Below are 15,686 nucleotides of genomic sequence, written 5' to 3'. Positions count from 1 at the left end.
GTCGCCGCTCCTCAGTGCCAGTGGCCGTTTTCCAGTCTCTGCAACTGTTCACTGAGTTGGTTGCGCACTTCGCGGATCTTGCGCTCGTCCTGGGTGTCCAGCACTTGCTGGAATTGCCCGGCCCAATAGCCGATCTGTTCGCGCAATTCCCCAAGGCTTTCCTGATACAGACGTTCCAGGCGGGCGCTGAGCAGGGTGTTGACCTGCTGGTCGCGGGGATGAACCTTCAGTTGCTCCAGGGCCTTGAGGCGCTGCTGGATTTCTTCCGGGGTCAGCACCCCGGGGTTGTTCTCGATCACCAGGGAACGGCTCTCACCGGTCAGGGGAATGCTCACCTGGGCTTCCAGCAGGCCGTTGATGTCGTAGGTGAAGCGTACGTCCAGCGAGACTTCACCGGCCGGGCGCTTGGGCACCTGCATTTCCAGTTGGCCCAGGGCGACGTTGTCGCGCACCAGGCGGCTCTCGCCCTGGAAAATCTTCAGCAGCACCTGTTCCTGGTTGTCATGCAAGGTTTGCACGGTCTTGACCCGGCTCACCGGCACCACGCTGTTGCGCTCGATGATCGGCAGGTAATGCCCGCCCTCGATCTGGTTGCCGTACTGCTGGGAGGTTTCGATGCCCAGGGTGTAGGAGCAGACGTCGGTCAGGACCACTTCTTCCAGGGCCGCGGAGCGTGCCTTGAGGGCGGCCTGGACCGCCGCGCCTTGGGCCACCACTTCGTCGGGGTCGAGGCTGATGGACGGAAAACGCCCGAACAATCCGGCCGCCAGCTTGCGTACCAGGGGCATGCGGGTGGCGCCGCCCACCAGGAGGATTTCATCCAGGTCGCTGACGCGGATTCGCGCATCGCGCAGGGCCCGCTCGATGGGGGCCCGCAGGCGTTCCAGCAGGGGCGTGTAGAGGTTGGCCAACTGCGCCTGGGTGATGGTCTGGGTCCATTGCCGGCCATCGACGCGCAGGCTGAACTCGGCGCTGGGTTCCTGGCCCAGGGCACGGCGTACCCGTTCGGCTTCCCGGCGCAGGGCCTGGAGCACGCTCTGGCGCTCGGGAAAGTCCGCCGCCTGGCCTTGCTGTTCGATGAAGTGCTCCAGCAGCAGGCTGTCGAAATCTTCGCCGCCGAGGAAGTTGTCACCGGCGCTGGCGCGGACTTCCATGACCCCGTCGAACAGCTCCAGGATCGACACGTCGAAGGTGCCGCCACCGAGGTCGAAGACCAGGAACGAGGTTTCCTTGTCGCGCTGGTGCAGGCCGTAGGCCAGGGCCGCGGCAGTGGGTTCGTTGATCAGCTTTTCCACCTTGAGCCCGGCCAGCTCGCCGGCGATCCGCGTGGCCTTGCGCTGGGCGTCGCTGAAGTAGGCCGGCACGCTGATCACCGCCTCTTCCACCGGCTCGCCGTAGGTGCGCTCGACATCCTCCTTGAGGCTCTTGAGCACCAGGGCCGAGAGTTCTTCCGGGCGAAACAGACGATCCCCCAGACGCACTTCGGTGGCGCTGCCCATGTAGCGCTTGAACAGTGCGGTGGTCAGTTGCGGATGGGTGTGCAGGCGTTCCCGGGCGGCCTGGCCCACCAGCACCCGGCCCTCATCGTCCAGGCCCACCACGCTGGGGGTCAGGAGCTGGCCCAGGGCGTTGGGCACCAGCTCACTGGCGGTGTCGCGCCAGACCGCCACCAGGCTGTTGGTGGTCCCCAGGTCGATGCCTACGATCATGACGACGAACTCCCTTTCCAATCGGAAAACTGATGAAACAAATAAGTGGCGCGCAGGATATTACCCGTCGGGTGGATGGGTAAAGTGTGTGATGTCACATGGCTATTATTGGTGCCGATGCCGCAGAGCCGAAGCGGATCTTGAGCTTCGGTTCTGCGGTGGCTGGCGGGCCTGTTGCGGGCCCCGCCGGGGTCAGACGCTGAAGTGCAGGGCGTTGGTCAGATCGCCCATGGGTTTCTGGCCCCGGGCAATCATGGCCTCATCACGTTCCTTGATGCCGTCCAGGGTTTCCAGCTGGAACACCCGGGTGATCAGCCGCAGGATCGAGGCCGTGTCATACACCGTGTGATCCACCGTGCCTTTGCGGGCGAACGGCGACACCACCAGCGCTGGAATCCGCGTGCCCGGGCCCCAGCGATCGCCCTGGGGCGGCGCCACGTGGTCCCACCAGCCGCCGTTTTCGTCGACGGTGACGATCACCACCATGTTTTTCCATTGCGGGCTCTCCCGCAGCACTTTCAGGGCCCGGTCGATATGCCGGTCGCCGGCGGCTACGTCGGCATAGCCGGCGTGCAGGTTGAGGTTGCCCTGGGGTTTGTAGAAGGTCACCGCCGGTAGCTTGCCGGCCTCGGCGTCGGCGAAGAACTTGTTGGTGCTCGACTCGTCCCCCAGGCCGCCGTCGCGCAGGCGCTTGGCACGCTCGGCCGGATTCTCCGGGCCCTGGCGCACAAAGTAGTTGAACGGCTGGTGGTGGTACTGGAAGTTGGGGATCTTGGGAATCCCGCCGGAATCCTTGAACTGCTCCAGAGTGGCCTGCCAGGCACCGCCGTACCAGGCCCAGTCGACGTTCTTCTTCGACAGCTTGTCGCCGATGTGTTCGTGGGTCTGGGGCACCAGCACGCTGGGCAGATCGGGCTTGGCGTAGTCCGGGCGCTCCGGGTCGCGAATCCAGGTCGGCCAGTAGGGCGGGGCCATGGTATTGACCGCGTAACCGTCCGGGGTCAGGGCGCTGGGGCCGAACTGCGGCGCACCGTCCATGGCACTGGCCGGGGACTTGTCCAGGGGCTTGAGGCGCGTGCCCTTGGGGTCGTCGCCCTGCAAGGTGGCGATCTGCGACTTGGCCACCGAGTTGGCCGCGTCGGGGTAGAACGGCACCTTGGCGCTGATCAGGTATTGGTGGTTGAGGAAGGAGCCGCCGAAGGCGCCCTGGAAGAAGTTGTCACAAAGCACGAACTCTCGCGCCACATCCCACAGGCGCAGGGAGTAACGGGTCTGGGCGTAGTGACCCATGGTCAGGGCACCGGAGTCGGCCCAGGCCACGAAGCCATCGTTCTTGCCGCCGTTGATCTGCATCTGGTTCTGGTAGAACACGTGCCACAGGTCGCGGGTCACCAGGCCCAGGGGCAGGTCCTCGCCGCTGGGGCCTTTGAGGGCGAATGGCGCATTGGGCAGGTTTTCCTGGAACTGGGTTTCCACCGGGTAGGTGATGCCGTCCAGGGTCTGTGGCCCCACTTGCAGGATGCCGCCCCAGATGGGCGGCAGTTTCGACAGCAGGCTGCCATCGCGGTCCCGTTGCTGGAACGCTTCGGGCTTGAGGGCCGACAGCGGTTTTTCCACGCCGGGGAAGTTGGCGAACAGGTTGTTGAAGCTGCGGTTCTCGGCGAACAGCACCACCACGTTCTTCACCTGATCGCGCAGCGCCTTGTCCAGCTCAGTGGGGGAGAGCGGACGTGCATCCGGTTTGCCTGTGGGTTCGCCGGGCTTGCTACAGGCGCTCAGGGTGGCGCCGACCCCAAGAACGGCAACGCCGCCAAGGAAGCGGCGGCGGCTGGTGTCGGTGGGTTGGTCGGCGTTGGTTTCGGGGGTGTCGCGCTGGTCGGTATCGTCGCTCATGTCGGCTCCTTGCACGTCGATCTGGAAATTCGTTACAAACTATTTCGGTGGCACGGTAACAACCGAATATGACGCAAAGACTACAGGAATGCTTCAGGAGTCCACTGCGATGGCCTCTGAAAAGTCTGAAATCCGCGTCGAAAAAGACTTATCCACAGGCCCGCTCCGTCTTGGCGGAGCGGGCTCGGCAAGCCTTCAGGGGATCACGGGCGGCAAGTAGGCCAAGGTGGTGCCCAGGGCCCAGAGCAGGACCAGCACCAGAGGGGTGTGCACCAGCAACTGGACGAAGGAGAAACCGATCAGGTCCCGGGCCTTCAAGCCCAGTACTCCCAGCAGCGGCAGCATGTAGAAGGGGTTGATCAGGTTCGGCAAGGCCTCGGCGGCGTTGTAGATCTGCACGGCCCAACCCAGGTGGTATTGCAGGTCATTGGCCACCTGCATCACATAAGGCGCTTCGATGATCCACTTGCCGCCGCCCGACGGAATGAAGAAGCCCAGTACCGCCGAGTACAGGCCCATCAGCAGGGCATAGGTGTCGTGGGAAGCGATCTGCACGAAGAAGGTCGAGATGTGGTGGGCCAGGGTCTGGCCGTCCACGCCCTTGACCACCGTCATCAGCGCGGCGATGGAACCGTAAAGCGGGAACTGGATCAGCACCCCGGTGGTGGTGGGCACCGCCCGGGCCACGGCATCGAGGAAGCTGCGTGGGCGCCAGTGCAGCAGGGCGCCGGCCATCAGGAACAGGAAGTTGTAGGTGTTGAGCCCGGAGATCGCGGTGATCGCCGGTTTGGTGGCGAACTCGTGATACAGCCAGCCGGCGGCCAGCAGCGCCAGGAGAATGGTCAGCAACGGGCTGTACTCCAGCCACTCGCCGGGGCGGGTCCGCGGTTGCGGCTTGGGCATGCTGAAGCTCGGGTCGACCCCGCAGGCCTGGGCATCCCGGGCACTGTTGGGCCCCGGGGCGGTGGCGTAGGCGACGATCAGCGAGACGACGATCAGGGCCAGCAACAACACCCCCGACTGCCAGAGAAAGATGGTCTGGGTGAAAGGAATCACCCCGGTGATGGCCAGGATCGACGGCGGCAGGCTGCCGGGGTTGGCCTGCAACTGCGCGGCCGAGGACGACAGCCCCAGGGCCCAGACAGCGCCCAGGCCCAGGTAGGCGGCCGCCCCGGCGGCGCGGTAATCCATGCGCAGTTCGGTGCGTCGGGCCAGGGCCCGTACCAGCAGGCCGCCGAACACCAGGGACAGGCCCCAGTTGAGCAAAGAGGCGACCATGGAAATCAGCGCCACCCAGGCCACCGCCGAGCGGCCGTTCTTGGGGATGCGTGCCAGCTTGTCGATCAGCTTCACCGCTGGCGGCGAACTGGCCACCACGTAACCGCCGATGACCACGAAGGCCATTTGCATGGTGAAGGGAATCAGGCTCCAGAAGCCGTCACCGAAGGCCATGGCGGCATCGGTGGGCTTGGCGCCCATGGCCAGGGTGGCCAGGGTGACGATGATCACCGCCAGTGCGGCGAACACCCAGGAATCGGGAAACCAGCGTTCAGCCCAGTTCGAACAGCGCAGGGCAAAGCGGGCGGAGCGGCTATCTTGAATATCAGCGGCCACGTCAGTACCTCGGATTTCTTATGTTTATAAGGAAGACGGCCGCCCCAGGCTGAGGCGGCCGAGAACTGTGCAAGAATGCGGCAATTGCCACGGACTGCAAAGGACTCAAAGCCGATGTCATTTTCCCCCGAAGAACGCGCCGCACTGCTCAAGGTCAAGGGTGTCGGGCCCACAGTGGTGGGTCGCCTGGAGCAACTGGGGATCATTTCCCTGAGCCAGTTGGCCGCCGCCGATGCCCTGGACATCGTCACCCAGGCCTCGGCCCTGGTGGGCTCCAGCTGCTGGAAAAACAGCCCCCAGGCCCGCGCCGCGATCCAGGCCGCCATCGCCATGGCCAAGGGCTCGTCTATAGCCCGGGTCGCCAACGACTGATGGTTGTTCCTCGGGACGATTGCATAGACCATGTGCAGCCTTGCTGATTGCCACCCTCCGAGTTGCTTTTATGACCCCTTCCACTGAGTCGTCGCCGGCGCGCTTTTCCCGCGCCGACTACAAGACCCTGGGCCTGGCCGCCCTGGGCGGCGCCCTGGAAATCTACGATTTCATCATCTTCGTATTTTTCGCCCTGACCCTGAGCCAGCTGTTCTTCCCTCCGGAAATGCCCGAATGGCTGCGCCTGCTGCAAAGCTTCGGGATCTTCGTCACCGGCTACCTGGCCCGGCCCCTGGGGGGCATTCTCATGGCCCACTTCGCCGACCGGCTGGGGCGCAAGAAGGTCTTCAGCCTGAGCATCCTGATGATGGCGCTGCCTTGCCTGCTGATCGGCATCATGCCCACCTATGCCCAGATCGGTTACTTCGCGCCCTTGCTGCTGTTGGCCCTGCGCGTGCTGCAAGGCGCCGCCGTGGGAGGGGAAGTGCCCAGCGCCTGGGTGTTCGTCGCCGAGCACGCGCCCCGGGCCCATCGCGGTTATGCCCTGGGCTTCCTCCAGGCCGGCCTGACCTTCGGCTACCTGCTGGGCGCGCTGACGGCGACCCTGCTGGCGCGGGTCTTCAGCCCCGAGGAAATCCTCGATCACGCCTGGCGCTACCCCTTCCTGCTGGGCGGGGTGTTTGGCGTGATCGGCGTTTGGCTGCGCCGTTGGCTGAGTGAAACCCCGGTGTTCGTGGCCCTGCAGAACCAACGCGACAGCGCCGGCGAATTACCCCTGCGCACCGTGCTGCGCGAGCACCGGCTGGCGATCCTGCCGGCGCTGATCCTCACCTGCGTGCTGACCTCGGCGGTGGTGGTGTTCGTGGTCATCACCCCGACCATGATGCAGAAGAGCTTCGGCATGAGCGCCAGCCATACCTTTGCCCTGAGTAGCCTGGGCATCGTTTTCCTCAACATCGGCTGCATCCTGGCCGGGCTGATCGTCGACCGCCTCGGCGCCTGGCGCACGGTGATGCTCTACAGCCTGCTGCTGCCCCTGGGCATCGCCGTGCTCTATGACTGCCTGATCAGCGGCGGTGAGTGGATCGGCCTGGCCTACGCCATCGCCGGCCTGGGTTGCGGGGTGGTGGGGGCGGTGCCATCGGTGATGGTCAGCCTGTTTCCACCGCGGATTCGCGTCTCGGGCATTTCCTTCACCTACAACATCGCCTATGCCCTCTGGGCCAGCACCACGCCGTTGTTGCTGATTGCCCTGATGCCCTGGAGCCCATGGATCTGCGTGATCTATTGCGCGGTGATGGGGGCGGTGGGGGTGGCCAGTGCCGGCTACTTTGGTGGGCGCGTGGGCGAGGCTCGGCACGCATCGGCGCAACCTGATGGGGGCTACTGATCAGCTTCGCGAATTTTCTTCAGCGGGTGTGATTATTTGGGTAGCAGTTGGTCCAGGTAGCGGGTGCGCTCGTTGCTCAGGCGGGTCACGCAGCGGTTGATCAGGGTGACGTGGGCCGGCTTGCCCGGTTCCACTTCGAAGGCCTCCAGCACGCAGCTGCTGTCGCGGTATTTGATCCAGGCACGCTGGGCATTCTTCAATTTGCCGAGGTATTCCTGTTCTTGCAGCAGGCTGCCGGGATACAGGTTGTGGACCCGCACCAGCAGTGCCTGATAGCTCTGGTTGAGCGCAGCGTCGGCGCGATCCTTGTCCTGCCGGGCGCAGCGATCGATCTGTTCGCTGACGCTGATGTGCTCGCAGTCCAGTGCTGCGGCCTGGGCAGGCGCCCAGCCAGTGGTACTGGCGAGTACGGCGATGACAAGGCCAAAGATCCAAGGCTGATGAGGCATGTCGGTCCCTTGCGCTGAGAATGGAGCAGGCATTCTACAGAGCTGTTGCCAGGGAGAGCATGTACCTGCTCCTGCAAGGCGTGCCGGACGGGATCGAGGTCGAGCAGGTGGAGCCGGCGGGGCATCAGCAGATGCATGAGCAAAAAGGTGGTCTGGCCGGCGAGGCGATCGTGCGGCTCAGTCGCGCTCTTCGAGTACGTAGCCCACGCCCCGCAGGGTGTGGATCAGTTTGCGCTCGAAAGGGTCGTCGATCTTCGCTCGCAAGCGGCGGATCGAGACTTCCACCACGTTGGTGTCGCAATCGAAGTTCATGTCCCAGACAAAGGAGATGATCTGGGTCCGGGACAGCACTACGCCGCTCTGACGCATCAGCAGGTGCAGCAGGGCGAATTCCTTGGTGGTCAGATCGATGCGTTGTTTACCGCGAAAGGCCCGGTGCCGGCCCTGGTCCAGTTCCAGGTCGGCGACCCTGAGCACGTCGGGCACCGCTGCCTGTTCGCTGCGGCGCATCAGGGTGCGGACCCGGGCCAGCAGTTCGGGGAACTCGAACGGCTTGACCAGGTAGTCATCGGCCCCCAGGTCCAGCCCCCGGATCTTGTCCGCCAGCCGTCCCTGGGCCGTGAGCATCATTACCCGGGTGTTGCTGTCCTGGCGGATCTGGCACAGCACGCCCCAGCCGTCGATCTGCGGCAGGTTGACGTCCAGGATCACCAGGTCGTAGGCGTGCTGGCGGGTCAGGTGCAGGCCATCTGCGCCGGTATTGGCACAATCCACCACATATCCACTTTCAGTCAGTCCCTGATGCAGGTAGTCGGCAGTTTTAAGTTCGTCTTCGATAACCAGGATACGCATGCTGATGAGGTTCTCGGCGATAAGGGGCAGTAAAAGAAAGTTGCTGTAAATGGCTGGATTAATAATTTAAAAGTGCACTTTCATGCAGGCAGCTTGAGACGCCTTTAACTTTGTTTGGAGCGTTTTAAAGTGCGTCTGGCATTGTCTTTGGATGGCGGAATGTTAATACAGAACGTTGATGCAGAGCCTTTGCTAACGGATTTGTAATCTTTGCGCCACCCTGCTGATAAGCAGCGAAAGTTACCCTTGGTCGATATTGAAATTCTCCCAGTCAATGGGCGAACTGTTGCAGTTCCATATCGGCCAGGGCGCTGTTGAATAACCACCGATATGTTCCGCTGCACTTTCGCAGAAACTTTGCCTCTATAGGGGCCGGAACCTGTTATGCCGACTTTCCCGAGAACACTTCCCCGGGCAGCCTGGCGCTGCTCTGCGGCGCTGCTGCTGGCGCTGCTGGCGCAGTCTCCGAGTGCTGCCGAGCCACCCGCGCTGAGCCTGGATAGCGCCTTGGCCAATGCCTTTGCCAACAACCCCGAACTGGCCGCCGCACGCTGGGAGATCGAGATCGCCCAGGGCGCTCGCCAGCAGGCCGGGCTGATGCCCAACCCGGTGCTGTCGGTGGATGCCGAGGACACCCGCAGGGATACCCGCACCACCTCGGTCAAACTCAGCCAGGCGCTGGAACTGGGAGGCAAGCGCGGCGCTCGGGTGGAGCTGGCCAGCCGCGGCCAGGCGCTGGCGGCCCTGGAACTGGAGCGACGGGGCAACCAGCTGCGGGTCGATGTCCTGGAGGCTTTCTACGCCGCCCTGCGGGCCCAGGAGCGCACGCAACTGGCCGGGCGTTCCCTGGCCCTGGCCGAGCGCGGTGTCACGGTGGCCCAGGGGCGGGTCAATGCCGGCAAGGCCTCGCCGGTGGAGGCCACCCGGGCCCAGGTGCAGTTGGCGGAAGTTCGCCTGGAACTCAATCGTGGCCAGATGGAGCAGGACAATGCCTATCGGCAGTTGGCCAGGATCACAGGCGCTGCCACCATGAACTTTGCCGCCGTGCAGGAGCCCTCGCTGGCGGTGGTCACTCCGCCGGCTTCGGCGCAATTGCTGAATCGGTTGCAGGAGACCGCGGAGCTGCGTCTGGCGGAGCAGGAGATTGTCCAGCGCGAGGCGTCCCTGGGCCTGGAAAAAGCCCAGCGCATTCCCGACCTCGACGTCAGCGTTGGCAGTCAGTACGACGCCAGTGCCCGCGAGCGGGTGAACCTGGTGGGCCTGTCGATGCCGCTGCCGCTGTTCAACCGCAACCAGGGCAATGTGCTGTCCGCCGCCCGGCGCGCCGATCAGGCCCGGGACCTGCGCAACGCCACCGAGCTGCGCCTGCGCAGCGAAACCCGCCAGGCCCTGGAGCAATGGAGCACCGCCAGGGGCGAGGTGCAGTCGTTCAACCAGATCATCCTGCCTGCGGCCCAGCGCGCAGTGGACAGTGCCACCCGGGGCTTCGAGATGGGCAAGTTCAGCTTCCTCGAAGTACTGGATGCCCAGCGCACCTTGATCAGCGCCCGCAGCCAGTACCTTGCCGCCGTGGCGCAAACCACCGATGCCTGGGTGCGGATCGAACGCATCTACGGCGACCTCAGCCGTTGGTGAAAGCCTGGTTGAGGGGCCTCGCGTGCCTGGCCGCCCTGCTGGTCAGCGATTGCAGCGGTGCACCGCTGGCGCCGCCGGATGAGCCGCCCCGGCACTGGTGCGTCCATGAATGGCACCGGGCTCTCGACGAACTTTTCTTTCCGCCTACCTCGTAAGGCGCTTCTCGCGCTGCCGAACATCGATTGTCAGGAGCACCCATGGATAAAAAACGCAGCCTTGTCATGGCCATTTCAGCGGTGGTCGGCCTGGGAGCGGCGGCCTTGCTGCTGCCGGACCTGTTCGCTACCCCCGCCCGCACCCAGGCACCTGCAGTGGCAGAGCCGGCCGGGCATGGCGAAGACGAACCTGAAGGGCATCTGGAGCTCAGCCCCGAGCAGATCCAGGCGGCCGGTATCGAGCTGGCCGAGGCCGGGCCCCGGCGCCTCAACCGCCTGCTCAGCCTGCCGGGGGAAATCCGCTTTGACGAGGATCGCACCTCCCACATCGTGCCCCGGGCTGCCGGCGTGGTGGAGTCGGTGCAGGTCAATCTCGGTCAGGCGGTCAAGCGTGGCGAGTTGCTGGCGGTCATTGCCAGCCAGCAGGTGTCTGACCTGCGCAGTGAATTGGCGGCTGCCGGGCGGCGGGTGGAACTGGCCCGTACCACTTTCGAGCGTGAACGCCAGTTGTGGGTCGACCAGATCTCCGCCGAGCAGGATTACCTGCTGGCGCGGCAGACCCTGCAAGAAGCGCAAATCGCCCTCGACAATGCCCGGCAGAAGATGAATGCACTGAGTGGCAGTGCGCAGTTGGTGGGGGGCAATCGCTATGAAATGCGCGCGCCGTTCGATGGCGTGGTGGTGGAGAAACACCTCAGCGTCGGCGAAGTGGTGAGCGAAACCAGCGCCGCTTTCACCCTGTCGGACCTGTCCCGGGTCTGGGCCACCTTCGGGGTGTTTCCCAAGGACCTGGACAAAGTCCGGGTCGGTCAGGCGGTGAATGTCAGCTCCAGTGAGCTGGGGACCCAGGTCCAGGGCCAGGTGGCCTACGTCGGCAACTTGCTGGGGGAGCAGACCCGGACCGCCACCGTGCGGGTGACCCTGGCCAACCCCGATGACGCCTGGCGCCCGGGGCTGTTCGTCTCGGTGCAAGTGGCCACCGAGGCCTTCGAAGCGCCGGTCAGCGTGCCGCAGACAGCGATCCAGACCGTGGAAGACCGGCCTTCGGTGTTTGTCCGGGTGGCCGAGGGCTTCCAGGCCACGCCGGTGGTCACCGGGGCCACTCAGGACGGTTTCGTCGAGATCCGCGAAGGCCTGGCCGCCGGTGCCCGGGTCGCCACCCGTGGCAGCTTCACCCTCAAGTCCGAGCTGGGCAAAGGCTCGGCCGACCATGGCCATTGATCGGTCACAGCACAGAGTGATTTCCCATGTTTGAGCGCCTCATTCAATTCGCCATCGAGCAGCGCATCATCGTCCTGTTGGCGGTGCTGCTGATGGCCGGGGTCGGTATCGCCAGCTACCAGAAACTGCCGATCGACGCGGTCCCCGACATCACCAACGTCCAGGTGCAGATCAACTCCGCAGCGCCAGGGTTTTCACCCCTGGAAACCGAGCAGCGCATCACCTTTCCCATCGAGACCGCCATGGCCGGCTTGCCGGGGTTGCAGCAGACCCGCTCGCTGTCGCGCTCGGGCCTGTCCCAGGTGACGGTGATCTTCAAGGACGGCACCGACCTGTTCTTCGCCCGGCAACTGGTCAACGAGCGCCTGCAAGTGGCTCGTGAGCAATTGCCTGAAGGCGTGGAGGCGGTGATGGGGCCGATCTCCACCGGGCTGGGGGAAATCTTCCTCTGGACCGTGGAGGCCGAGGACGGTGCCCGCAAGGAAGATGGCACGCCCTACACCCCCACCGACTTGCGGGTGATCCAGGACTGGATCATCAAGCCGCAACTGCGCAACGTGCAGGGCGTGGCGGAGATCAACACCATCGGCGGCTTTGCCAAGGAGTACCAGATCGCTCCGGACCCCAAGCGCCTGGCGGCCTACAAGCTGACCCTGAATGATCTGGTGACGGCCCTGGAGCGCAACAACGCCAACGTCGGCGCCGGCTATATCGAGCGCAGCGGCGAGCAGTTGCTGATCCGTGCGCCGGGGCAACTGGCGTCCATCGAGGACATCGCCAACATCGTCATCAGCAGCAGCGACGGCACGCCGATCCGCGTGCGCAACGTTGCCCAGGTGCAGATCGGCCGCGAACTGCGTACGGGCGCGGCCACCGAGAACGGCCGGGAAGTGGTGCTGGGGACGGTGTTCATGCTGATCGGCGAGAACAGCCGCAGCGTGTCCCAGGCCGTGGCGAAAAAGCTCGAAGAGATCAACCGCTCGCTGCCCGAAGGGGTGGTGGCGGTCACGGTGTACGACCGCACCAACCTGGTGGAAAAAGCCATCGCCACGGTGAAGAAGAATCTCTTCGAAGGCGCGTTGCTGGTGATCGTGATTCTGTTCCTGTTCCTGGGCAACATCCGCGCCGCGCTGATCACCGCCCTGGTGATTCCACTGTCGATGCTGTTCACCTTCACCGGCATGTTCAGCAACAAGGTCAGCGCCAACCTGATGAGCCTCGGCGCCCTGGATTTCGGCATCATCGTCGACGGCGCGGTGGTGATTGTGGAGAACGCCATCCGCCGCCTGGCCCATGCCCAGCAGCACCACGGCCGCATGCTGACTCGCTCCGAACGCCTGCATGAAGTCTTTGCCGCGGCCAAGGAGGCCCGGCGTGCGCTGATCTTCGGCCAGTTGATCATCATGGTGGTGTACCTGCCGATCTTCGCCCTGACCGGGGTGGCCGGGAAGATGTTCCACCCCATGGCCTTCACCGTGGTCATGGCCCTGCTGGGGGCGATGATCCTCTCGGTGACCTTCGTCCCGGCGGCCATTGCGCTGTTCGTCACCGGCAAGGTCAAGGAAGAGGAAAACCTGCTGGTGCGCAGCGCCAAGCGTGGCTACGCGCCGGTGCTGGACTGGGTCATGGGCCATCGTGCGACGACCTTCGCGGCGGCCGCGGCGATCCTGCTGGGCAGCGGTGTGCTGGCCAGCCGCATGGGCAGTGAATTCATTCCCAGCCTCAGCGAAGGCGACTTCGCCCAACAGGCTCTGCGGGTGCCCGGCACCAGCCTCACGCAGTCGGTGGACATGCAGCAGCGCCTGGAGAAAACCCTGCTGGCGCAGGTGCCGGAGATCGAGCGGGTGTTTGCCCGCACCGGCACCGCGGAGATCGCCTCGGACCCGATGCCGCCGAATATTTCCGACAGTTACGTGATGCTCAAGCCCAAGGCGCAATGGCCGGACCCGGGCAAGTCCCGGGAGGCATTGATTGCCGATATCCAGCGCGCCAGCGCCCTGGTGCCGGGTAGCGCCTATGAACTGTCGCAGCCGATCCAACTGCGTTTCAACGAGCTGATTTCCGGGGTGCGCAGCGATGTGGCGGTCAAGGTGTTCGGTGACGACATGACCGTGCTGAACAAGACCGCCAATGAAATCGCCACGGCCCTGCAGGGCTTGTCCGGTGCCTCGGAAGTCAAGGTCGAGCAGACCTCCGGCCTGCCGGTGCTGACCATCAATATCGACCGCGACAAGGCGGCGCGATTCGGCCTGAACGTGGGCGATGTGCAAGACACCATCGCAGTGGCGGTGGGCGGGCGTCAGGCCGGCACCCTGTATGAAGGCGACCGGCGCTTCGACATGGTGGTGCGTCTCTCGGACCAACTGCGTACCGACATTGACGGCCTTTCGCGGCTGCTGATCCCGATCCCGGCGACCGCGGGCACGGCCAACGGGCAGATCGGTTTTATCGCCCTGTCGGAAGTGGCCAGCCTCGATCTGGTGTTGGGCCCCAATCAGGTCAGCCGCGAGAACGGCAAGCGCCTGGTGATCGTCAGCGCCAACGTTCGCGGGCGGGATATCGGTTCATTTGTCGAGGAAGCCACGGCGTTGATTGGCGAGAAGGTCAAGGTCCCGGCGGGGTACTGGACCACCTGGGGCGGCCAGTTCGAGCAATTGCAGGAGGCGTCCCAGCGCCTGCAAGTGGTGGTGCCGGTGGCGCTGCTGCTGGTGTTCGGGTTGTTGTTCATGATGTTCAACAACCTCAAGGACGGCCTGCTGGTGTTCACTGGCATTCCCTTTGCCCTGACCGGCGGGATCATGGCCCTGTGGTTGCGGGATATTCCGCTGTCGATCTCGGCGGGGGTGGGGTTCATTGCACTTTCCGGTGTCGCTGTACTCAACGGCCTGGTGATGATTGCCTTTATCCGTAACTTGCGCGAGGAAGGGCGCCCCTTGTCCACGGCCATTCACGAAGGCGCCCTGACCCGTTTGCGTCCGGTGCTGATGACCGCGCTGGTGGCGTCCCTGGGGTTTATCCCCATGGCCCTGGCCACGGGCACCGGCGCCGAAGTACAACGGCCCCTGGCGACCGTGGTGATTGGCGGCATCCTGTCGTCCACCATCCTCACCTTGCTGGTTCTGCCGGCGCTGTACCAATGGGCGCACCGCAAGGAAGAGGATTAGCGCCTGTCGCCGCTGCCGCAGGCTGTGAGCGGGCTGGGCGGCACTCCGTCGAAGGGACGCGGCGGTCTTGAGGCCGCTGCGGGGTTGGCGGGGGATCGTCAGGCAAGGTCCTGCGGACCTTTGCGCAGCTTCGCCTTGGCTCAGCAGCGGCTACAGGGCGGGTGGGTTAGAGCCAGGCGGCATCCCAGAGGGGATAGTCGCCTACGCGCTGGACCAGTCCCGCTCGAACCGGGTTGTAGATGATGTAGCGGGCAAGCGCCTTGAGGTCTGCCTCGCGACGGATGGCCCGTTCGTAATACCCTTTTTGCCACAGTCGACCACGCTGGTTAAGGCGCTGGTTGATGTTGCGCCCGCTTCGCGACTTGAGCCGGCACAAGGACTCTTCCAGCGAGCATTTCTGCAGTTGGAACAACCAGTGAATGTGATCAGGCATGACCACCCAGGCCAGGGAGTGGATGAGTCCCGCTTCGTGTTGGGCCCTGATTTGTTCGACCACCAGCCGCCCCAGGTAGAAGTCGCTGAACATCGGGCGTCGCTGTTCGGTCACGGCGGTTATCGCGTAGATTCTACCGATCTGTGTGTGTCGTCCTTTGAGCAGGCGATAACCATTGGATCGGAATTGCATTACCCGGCTCTCCCTGTGCTGGAACGATCCCTTCACGCTAGTCCTGGCTCGGCCTGTTAACAGATGTATCTCGTTAACACCTGTGTCTCTCTTGCATCCCTGTAGCCGCTGCTGAGCCAAGGCGAAGCTGCGCAAAGGTCCGCAGGACCTTCAGCGCGGTAAAGAACGGCGCCTCCTGCGCAGGTGTTCGCAGCCTGCGGCAGCGGCTGAAAAAGCCCAGCGTGGCCGGTAATTCTCGGGCAAAAAAAAGCGCCCCATGCGGGACGCTAAAAATTCATCTCTTTCCAAAGGAGCATCAAAAAAACGCTTCAAGAGATGAATGTGCTCGGTAGGCCATCGCCGTTAAATATCTTCCTCGGTCGTAGCGGATGCGCCAGCGTCGCGAGGGGAAGTGCCGGTGTCAGCCGCGGCTGTTTGCTGACTGGCGTTGCCGTGAATCTGTTCCTGGCTGGCGAGGAAGGTGTCGCGGACCTGCTGTGGGCGTTCGCTGCCATCAGATGCCCAGACGGCGGAGCCGGTAGTGGCCAGAAGGCCGATCAACAATAGTCGGGTGGGACCCATGGTGTTTCTCCTGACAAGCTCGCCGGCCGGGGGAATCACGGCGGAT

The 15,686-nt window shown here is 64.2% G+C and carries 12 protein-coding genes; 5 read left to right on the top strand and 7 right to left on the bottom strand.

What is annotated here, in order from left to right:
- Positions 1–11: 11 nt before the first annotated feature.
- The 3 genes from PFZ56_RS00670 to PFZ56_RS00660 all read right to left on the bottom strand — a co-directional run bounded on the left by PFZ56_RS00670 (position 12) and on the right by PFZ56_RS00660 (position 5,216).
- Complete coding sequence (locus tag PFZ56_RS00670; RefSeq protein WP_170004423.1) at positions 12–1,709, bottom strand: molecular chaperone HscC; 1,698 nt, start codon at positions 1,707–1,709, stop codon at positions 12–14.
- Between the two features lie 192 nt (positions 1,710–1,901).
- Positions 1,902–3,602 (bottom strand): acid phosphatase, encoded by a 1,701-nt coding sequence (locus tag PFZ56_RS00665; protein WP_110652195.1) that lies wholly within the window; start codon positions 3,600–3,602, stop codon positions 1,902–1,904.
- A 195-nt stretch (positions 3,603–3,797) separates the two neighbouring features.
- Positions 3,798–5,216 carry a short-chain fatty acid transporter gene (locus PFZ56_RS00660; RefSeq protein ID WP_102860196.1) on the bottom strand — a complete coding sequence of 473 codons (1,419 nt, stop codon included), beginning with the start codon at positions 5,214–5,216 and terminating at the stop codon, positions 3,798–3,800.
- 114 nt (positions 5,217–5,330) lie between these two features.
- Here PFZ56_RS00660 and PFZ56_RS00655 point away from each other — a divergent pair, with 114 nt between their 5' ends.
- Positions 5,331–5,588 carry a Pathogenicity locus gene (locus PFZ56_RS00655; RefSeq protein ID WP_102880974.1) on the top strand — a complete coding sequence of 86 codons (258 nt, stop codon included), beginning with the start codon at positions 5,331–5,333 and terminating at the stop codon, positions 5,586–5,588.
- 70 nt (positions 5,589–5,658) lie between these two features.
- Positions 5,659–6,978 carry an MFS transporter gene (locus PFZ56_RS00650; RefSeq protein WP_170004421.1) on the top strand — a complete coding sequence of 440 codons (1,320 nt, stop codon included), beginning with the start codon at positions 5,659–5,661 and terminating at the stop codon, positions 6,976–6,978.
- Positions 6,979–7,010: 32 nt separating this feature from the next.
- Here PFZ56_RS00650 and PFZ56_RS00645 read toward each other — a convergent pair whose 3' ends face one another.
- Together PFZ56_RS00645 and PFZ56_RS00640 are read right to left on the bottom strand one after the other, a co-directional pair.
- On the bottom strand, positions 7,011–7,427 hold the full coding sequence (locus PFZ56_RS00645; protein WP_170004419.1) for a lysozyme inhibitor LprI family protein: 417 nt from the start codon (positions 7,425–7,427) through the stop codon (positions 7,011–7,013).
- Between the two features lie 177 nt (positions 7,428–7,604).
- Entirely contained in the window at positions 7,605–8,279 is a 675-nt protein-coding gene (locus PFZ56_RS00640; RefSeq protein WP_102860200.1) for a heavy metal response regulator transcription factor, read from the bottom strand.
- Between the two features lie 384 nt (positions 8,280–8,663).
- On the opposite strand from PFZ56_RS00640, the gene PFZ56_RS00635 reads away from it, so the two are divergent.
- The 3 genes from PFZ56_RS00635 (at position 8,664) to PFZ56_RS00625 (ending at position 14,454) form a co-directional block, all read left to right on the top strand.
- Entirely contained in the window at positions 8,664–9,914 is a 1,251-nt protein-coding gene (locus PFZ56_RS00635) for a TolC family protein (RefSeq protein ID WP_170004417.1), read from the top strand.
- A 197-nt stretch (positions 9,915–10,111) separates the two neighbouring features.
- On the top strand, positions 10,112–11,290 hold the full coding sequence (locus PFZ56_RS00630) for an efflux RND transporter periplasmic adaptor subunit (protein WP_170004415.1): 1,179 nt from the start codon (positions 10,112–10,114) through the stop codon (positions 11,288–11,290).
- A 26-nt stretch (positions 11,291–11,316) separates the two neighbouring features.
- A complete protein-coding gene (locus PFZ56_RS00625) occupies positions 11,317–14,454 on the top strand; it encodes an efflux RND transporter permease subunit (RefSeq protein ID WP_110652198.1) in 3,138 nt (1,045 codons plus the stop codon).
- Positions 14,455–14,620: 166 nt separating this feature from the next.
- Here the strand turns inward: PFZ56_RS00625 and PFZ56_RS00620 are convergent, their stop codons facing one another.
- Both PFZ56_RS00620 and PFZ56_RS00615 read right to left on the bottom strand, forming a co-directional pair.
- Positions 14,621–15,079, bottom strand: coding sequence for a transposase (locus tag PFZ56_RS00620; protein WP_170004413.1), 459 nt, complete (start codon positions 15,077–15,079; stop codon positions 14,621–14,623).
- 342 nt (positions 15,080–15,421) lie between these two features.
- Positions 15,422–15,640: a hypothetical protein gene (locus PFZ56_RS00615; protein WP_170004410.1), complete on the bottom strand. Its 219-nt coding sequence runs from the start codon at positions 15,638–15,640 to the stop codon at positions 15,422–15,424.
- Positions 15,641–15,686 lie beyond the last annotated feature (46 nt).

Source organism: Pseudomonas danubii (assembly GCF_042980055.1).
Classification (GTDB): Bacteria; Pseudomonadota; Gammaproteobacteria; order Pseudomonadales; family Pseudomonadaceae; genus Aquipseudomonas; species Aquipseudomonas danubii.
This window is presented reverse-complemented; position numbering and strand designations above follow the sequence as displayed.

Excerpts from the sequence above, each read along its gene's own strand:
- PFZ56_RS00670 (WP_170004423.1), bottom strand. The coding sequence starts at position 1,709 with ATGATCGTAGGCATCGACCTGGGGACCACCAACAGCCTGGTGGCGGTC.
- PFZ56_RS00615 (WP_170004410.1), bottom strand. The coding sequence starts at position 15,640 with ATGGGTCCCACCCGACTATTGTTGATCGGCCTTCTGGCCACTACCGGC.
- PFZ56_RS00625 (WP_110652198.1), top strand. The coding sequence starts at position 11,317 with ATGTTTGAGCGCCTCATTCAATTCGCCATCGAGCAGCGCATCATCGTC.
- PFZ56_RS00665 (WP_110652195.1), bottom strand. The coding sequence starts at position 3,602 with ATGAGCGACGATACCGACCAGCGCGACACCCCCGAAACCAACGCCGAC.
- PFZ56_RS00630 (WP_170004415.1), top strand. The coding sequence starts at position 10,112 with ATGGATAAAAAACGCAGCCTTGTCATGGCCATTTCAGCGGTGGTCGGC.
- PFZ56_RS00635 (WP_170004417.1), top strand. The coding sequence starts at position 8,664 with ATGCCGACTTTCCCGAGAACACTTCCCCGGGCAGCCTGGCGCTGCTCT.
- PFZ56_RS00650 (WP_170004421.1), top strand. The coding sequence starts at position 5,659 with ATGACCCCTTCCACTGAGTCGTCGCCGGCGCGCTTTTCCCGCGCCGAC.
- PFZ56_RS00620 (WP_170004413.1), bottom strand. The coding sequence starts at position 15,079 with ATGCAATTCCGATCCAATGGTTATCGCCTGCTCAAAGGACGACACACA.
- PFZ56_RS00655 (WP_102880974.1), top strand. The coding sequence starts at position 5,331 with ATGTCATTTTCCCCCGAAGAACGCGCCGCACTGCTCAAGGTCAAGGGT.
- PFZ56_RS00645 (WP_170004419.1), bottom strand. The coding sequence starts at position 7,427 with ATGCCTCATCAGCCTTGGATCTTTGGCCTTGTCATCGCCGTACTCGCC.
- PFZ56_RS00640 (WP_102860200.1), bottom strand. The coding sequence starts at position 8,279 with ATGCGTATCCTGGTTATCGAAGACGAACTTAAAACTGCCGACTACCTG.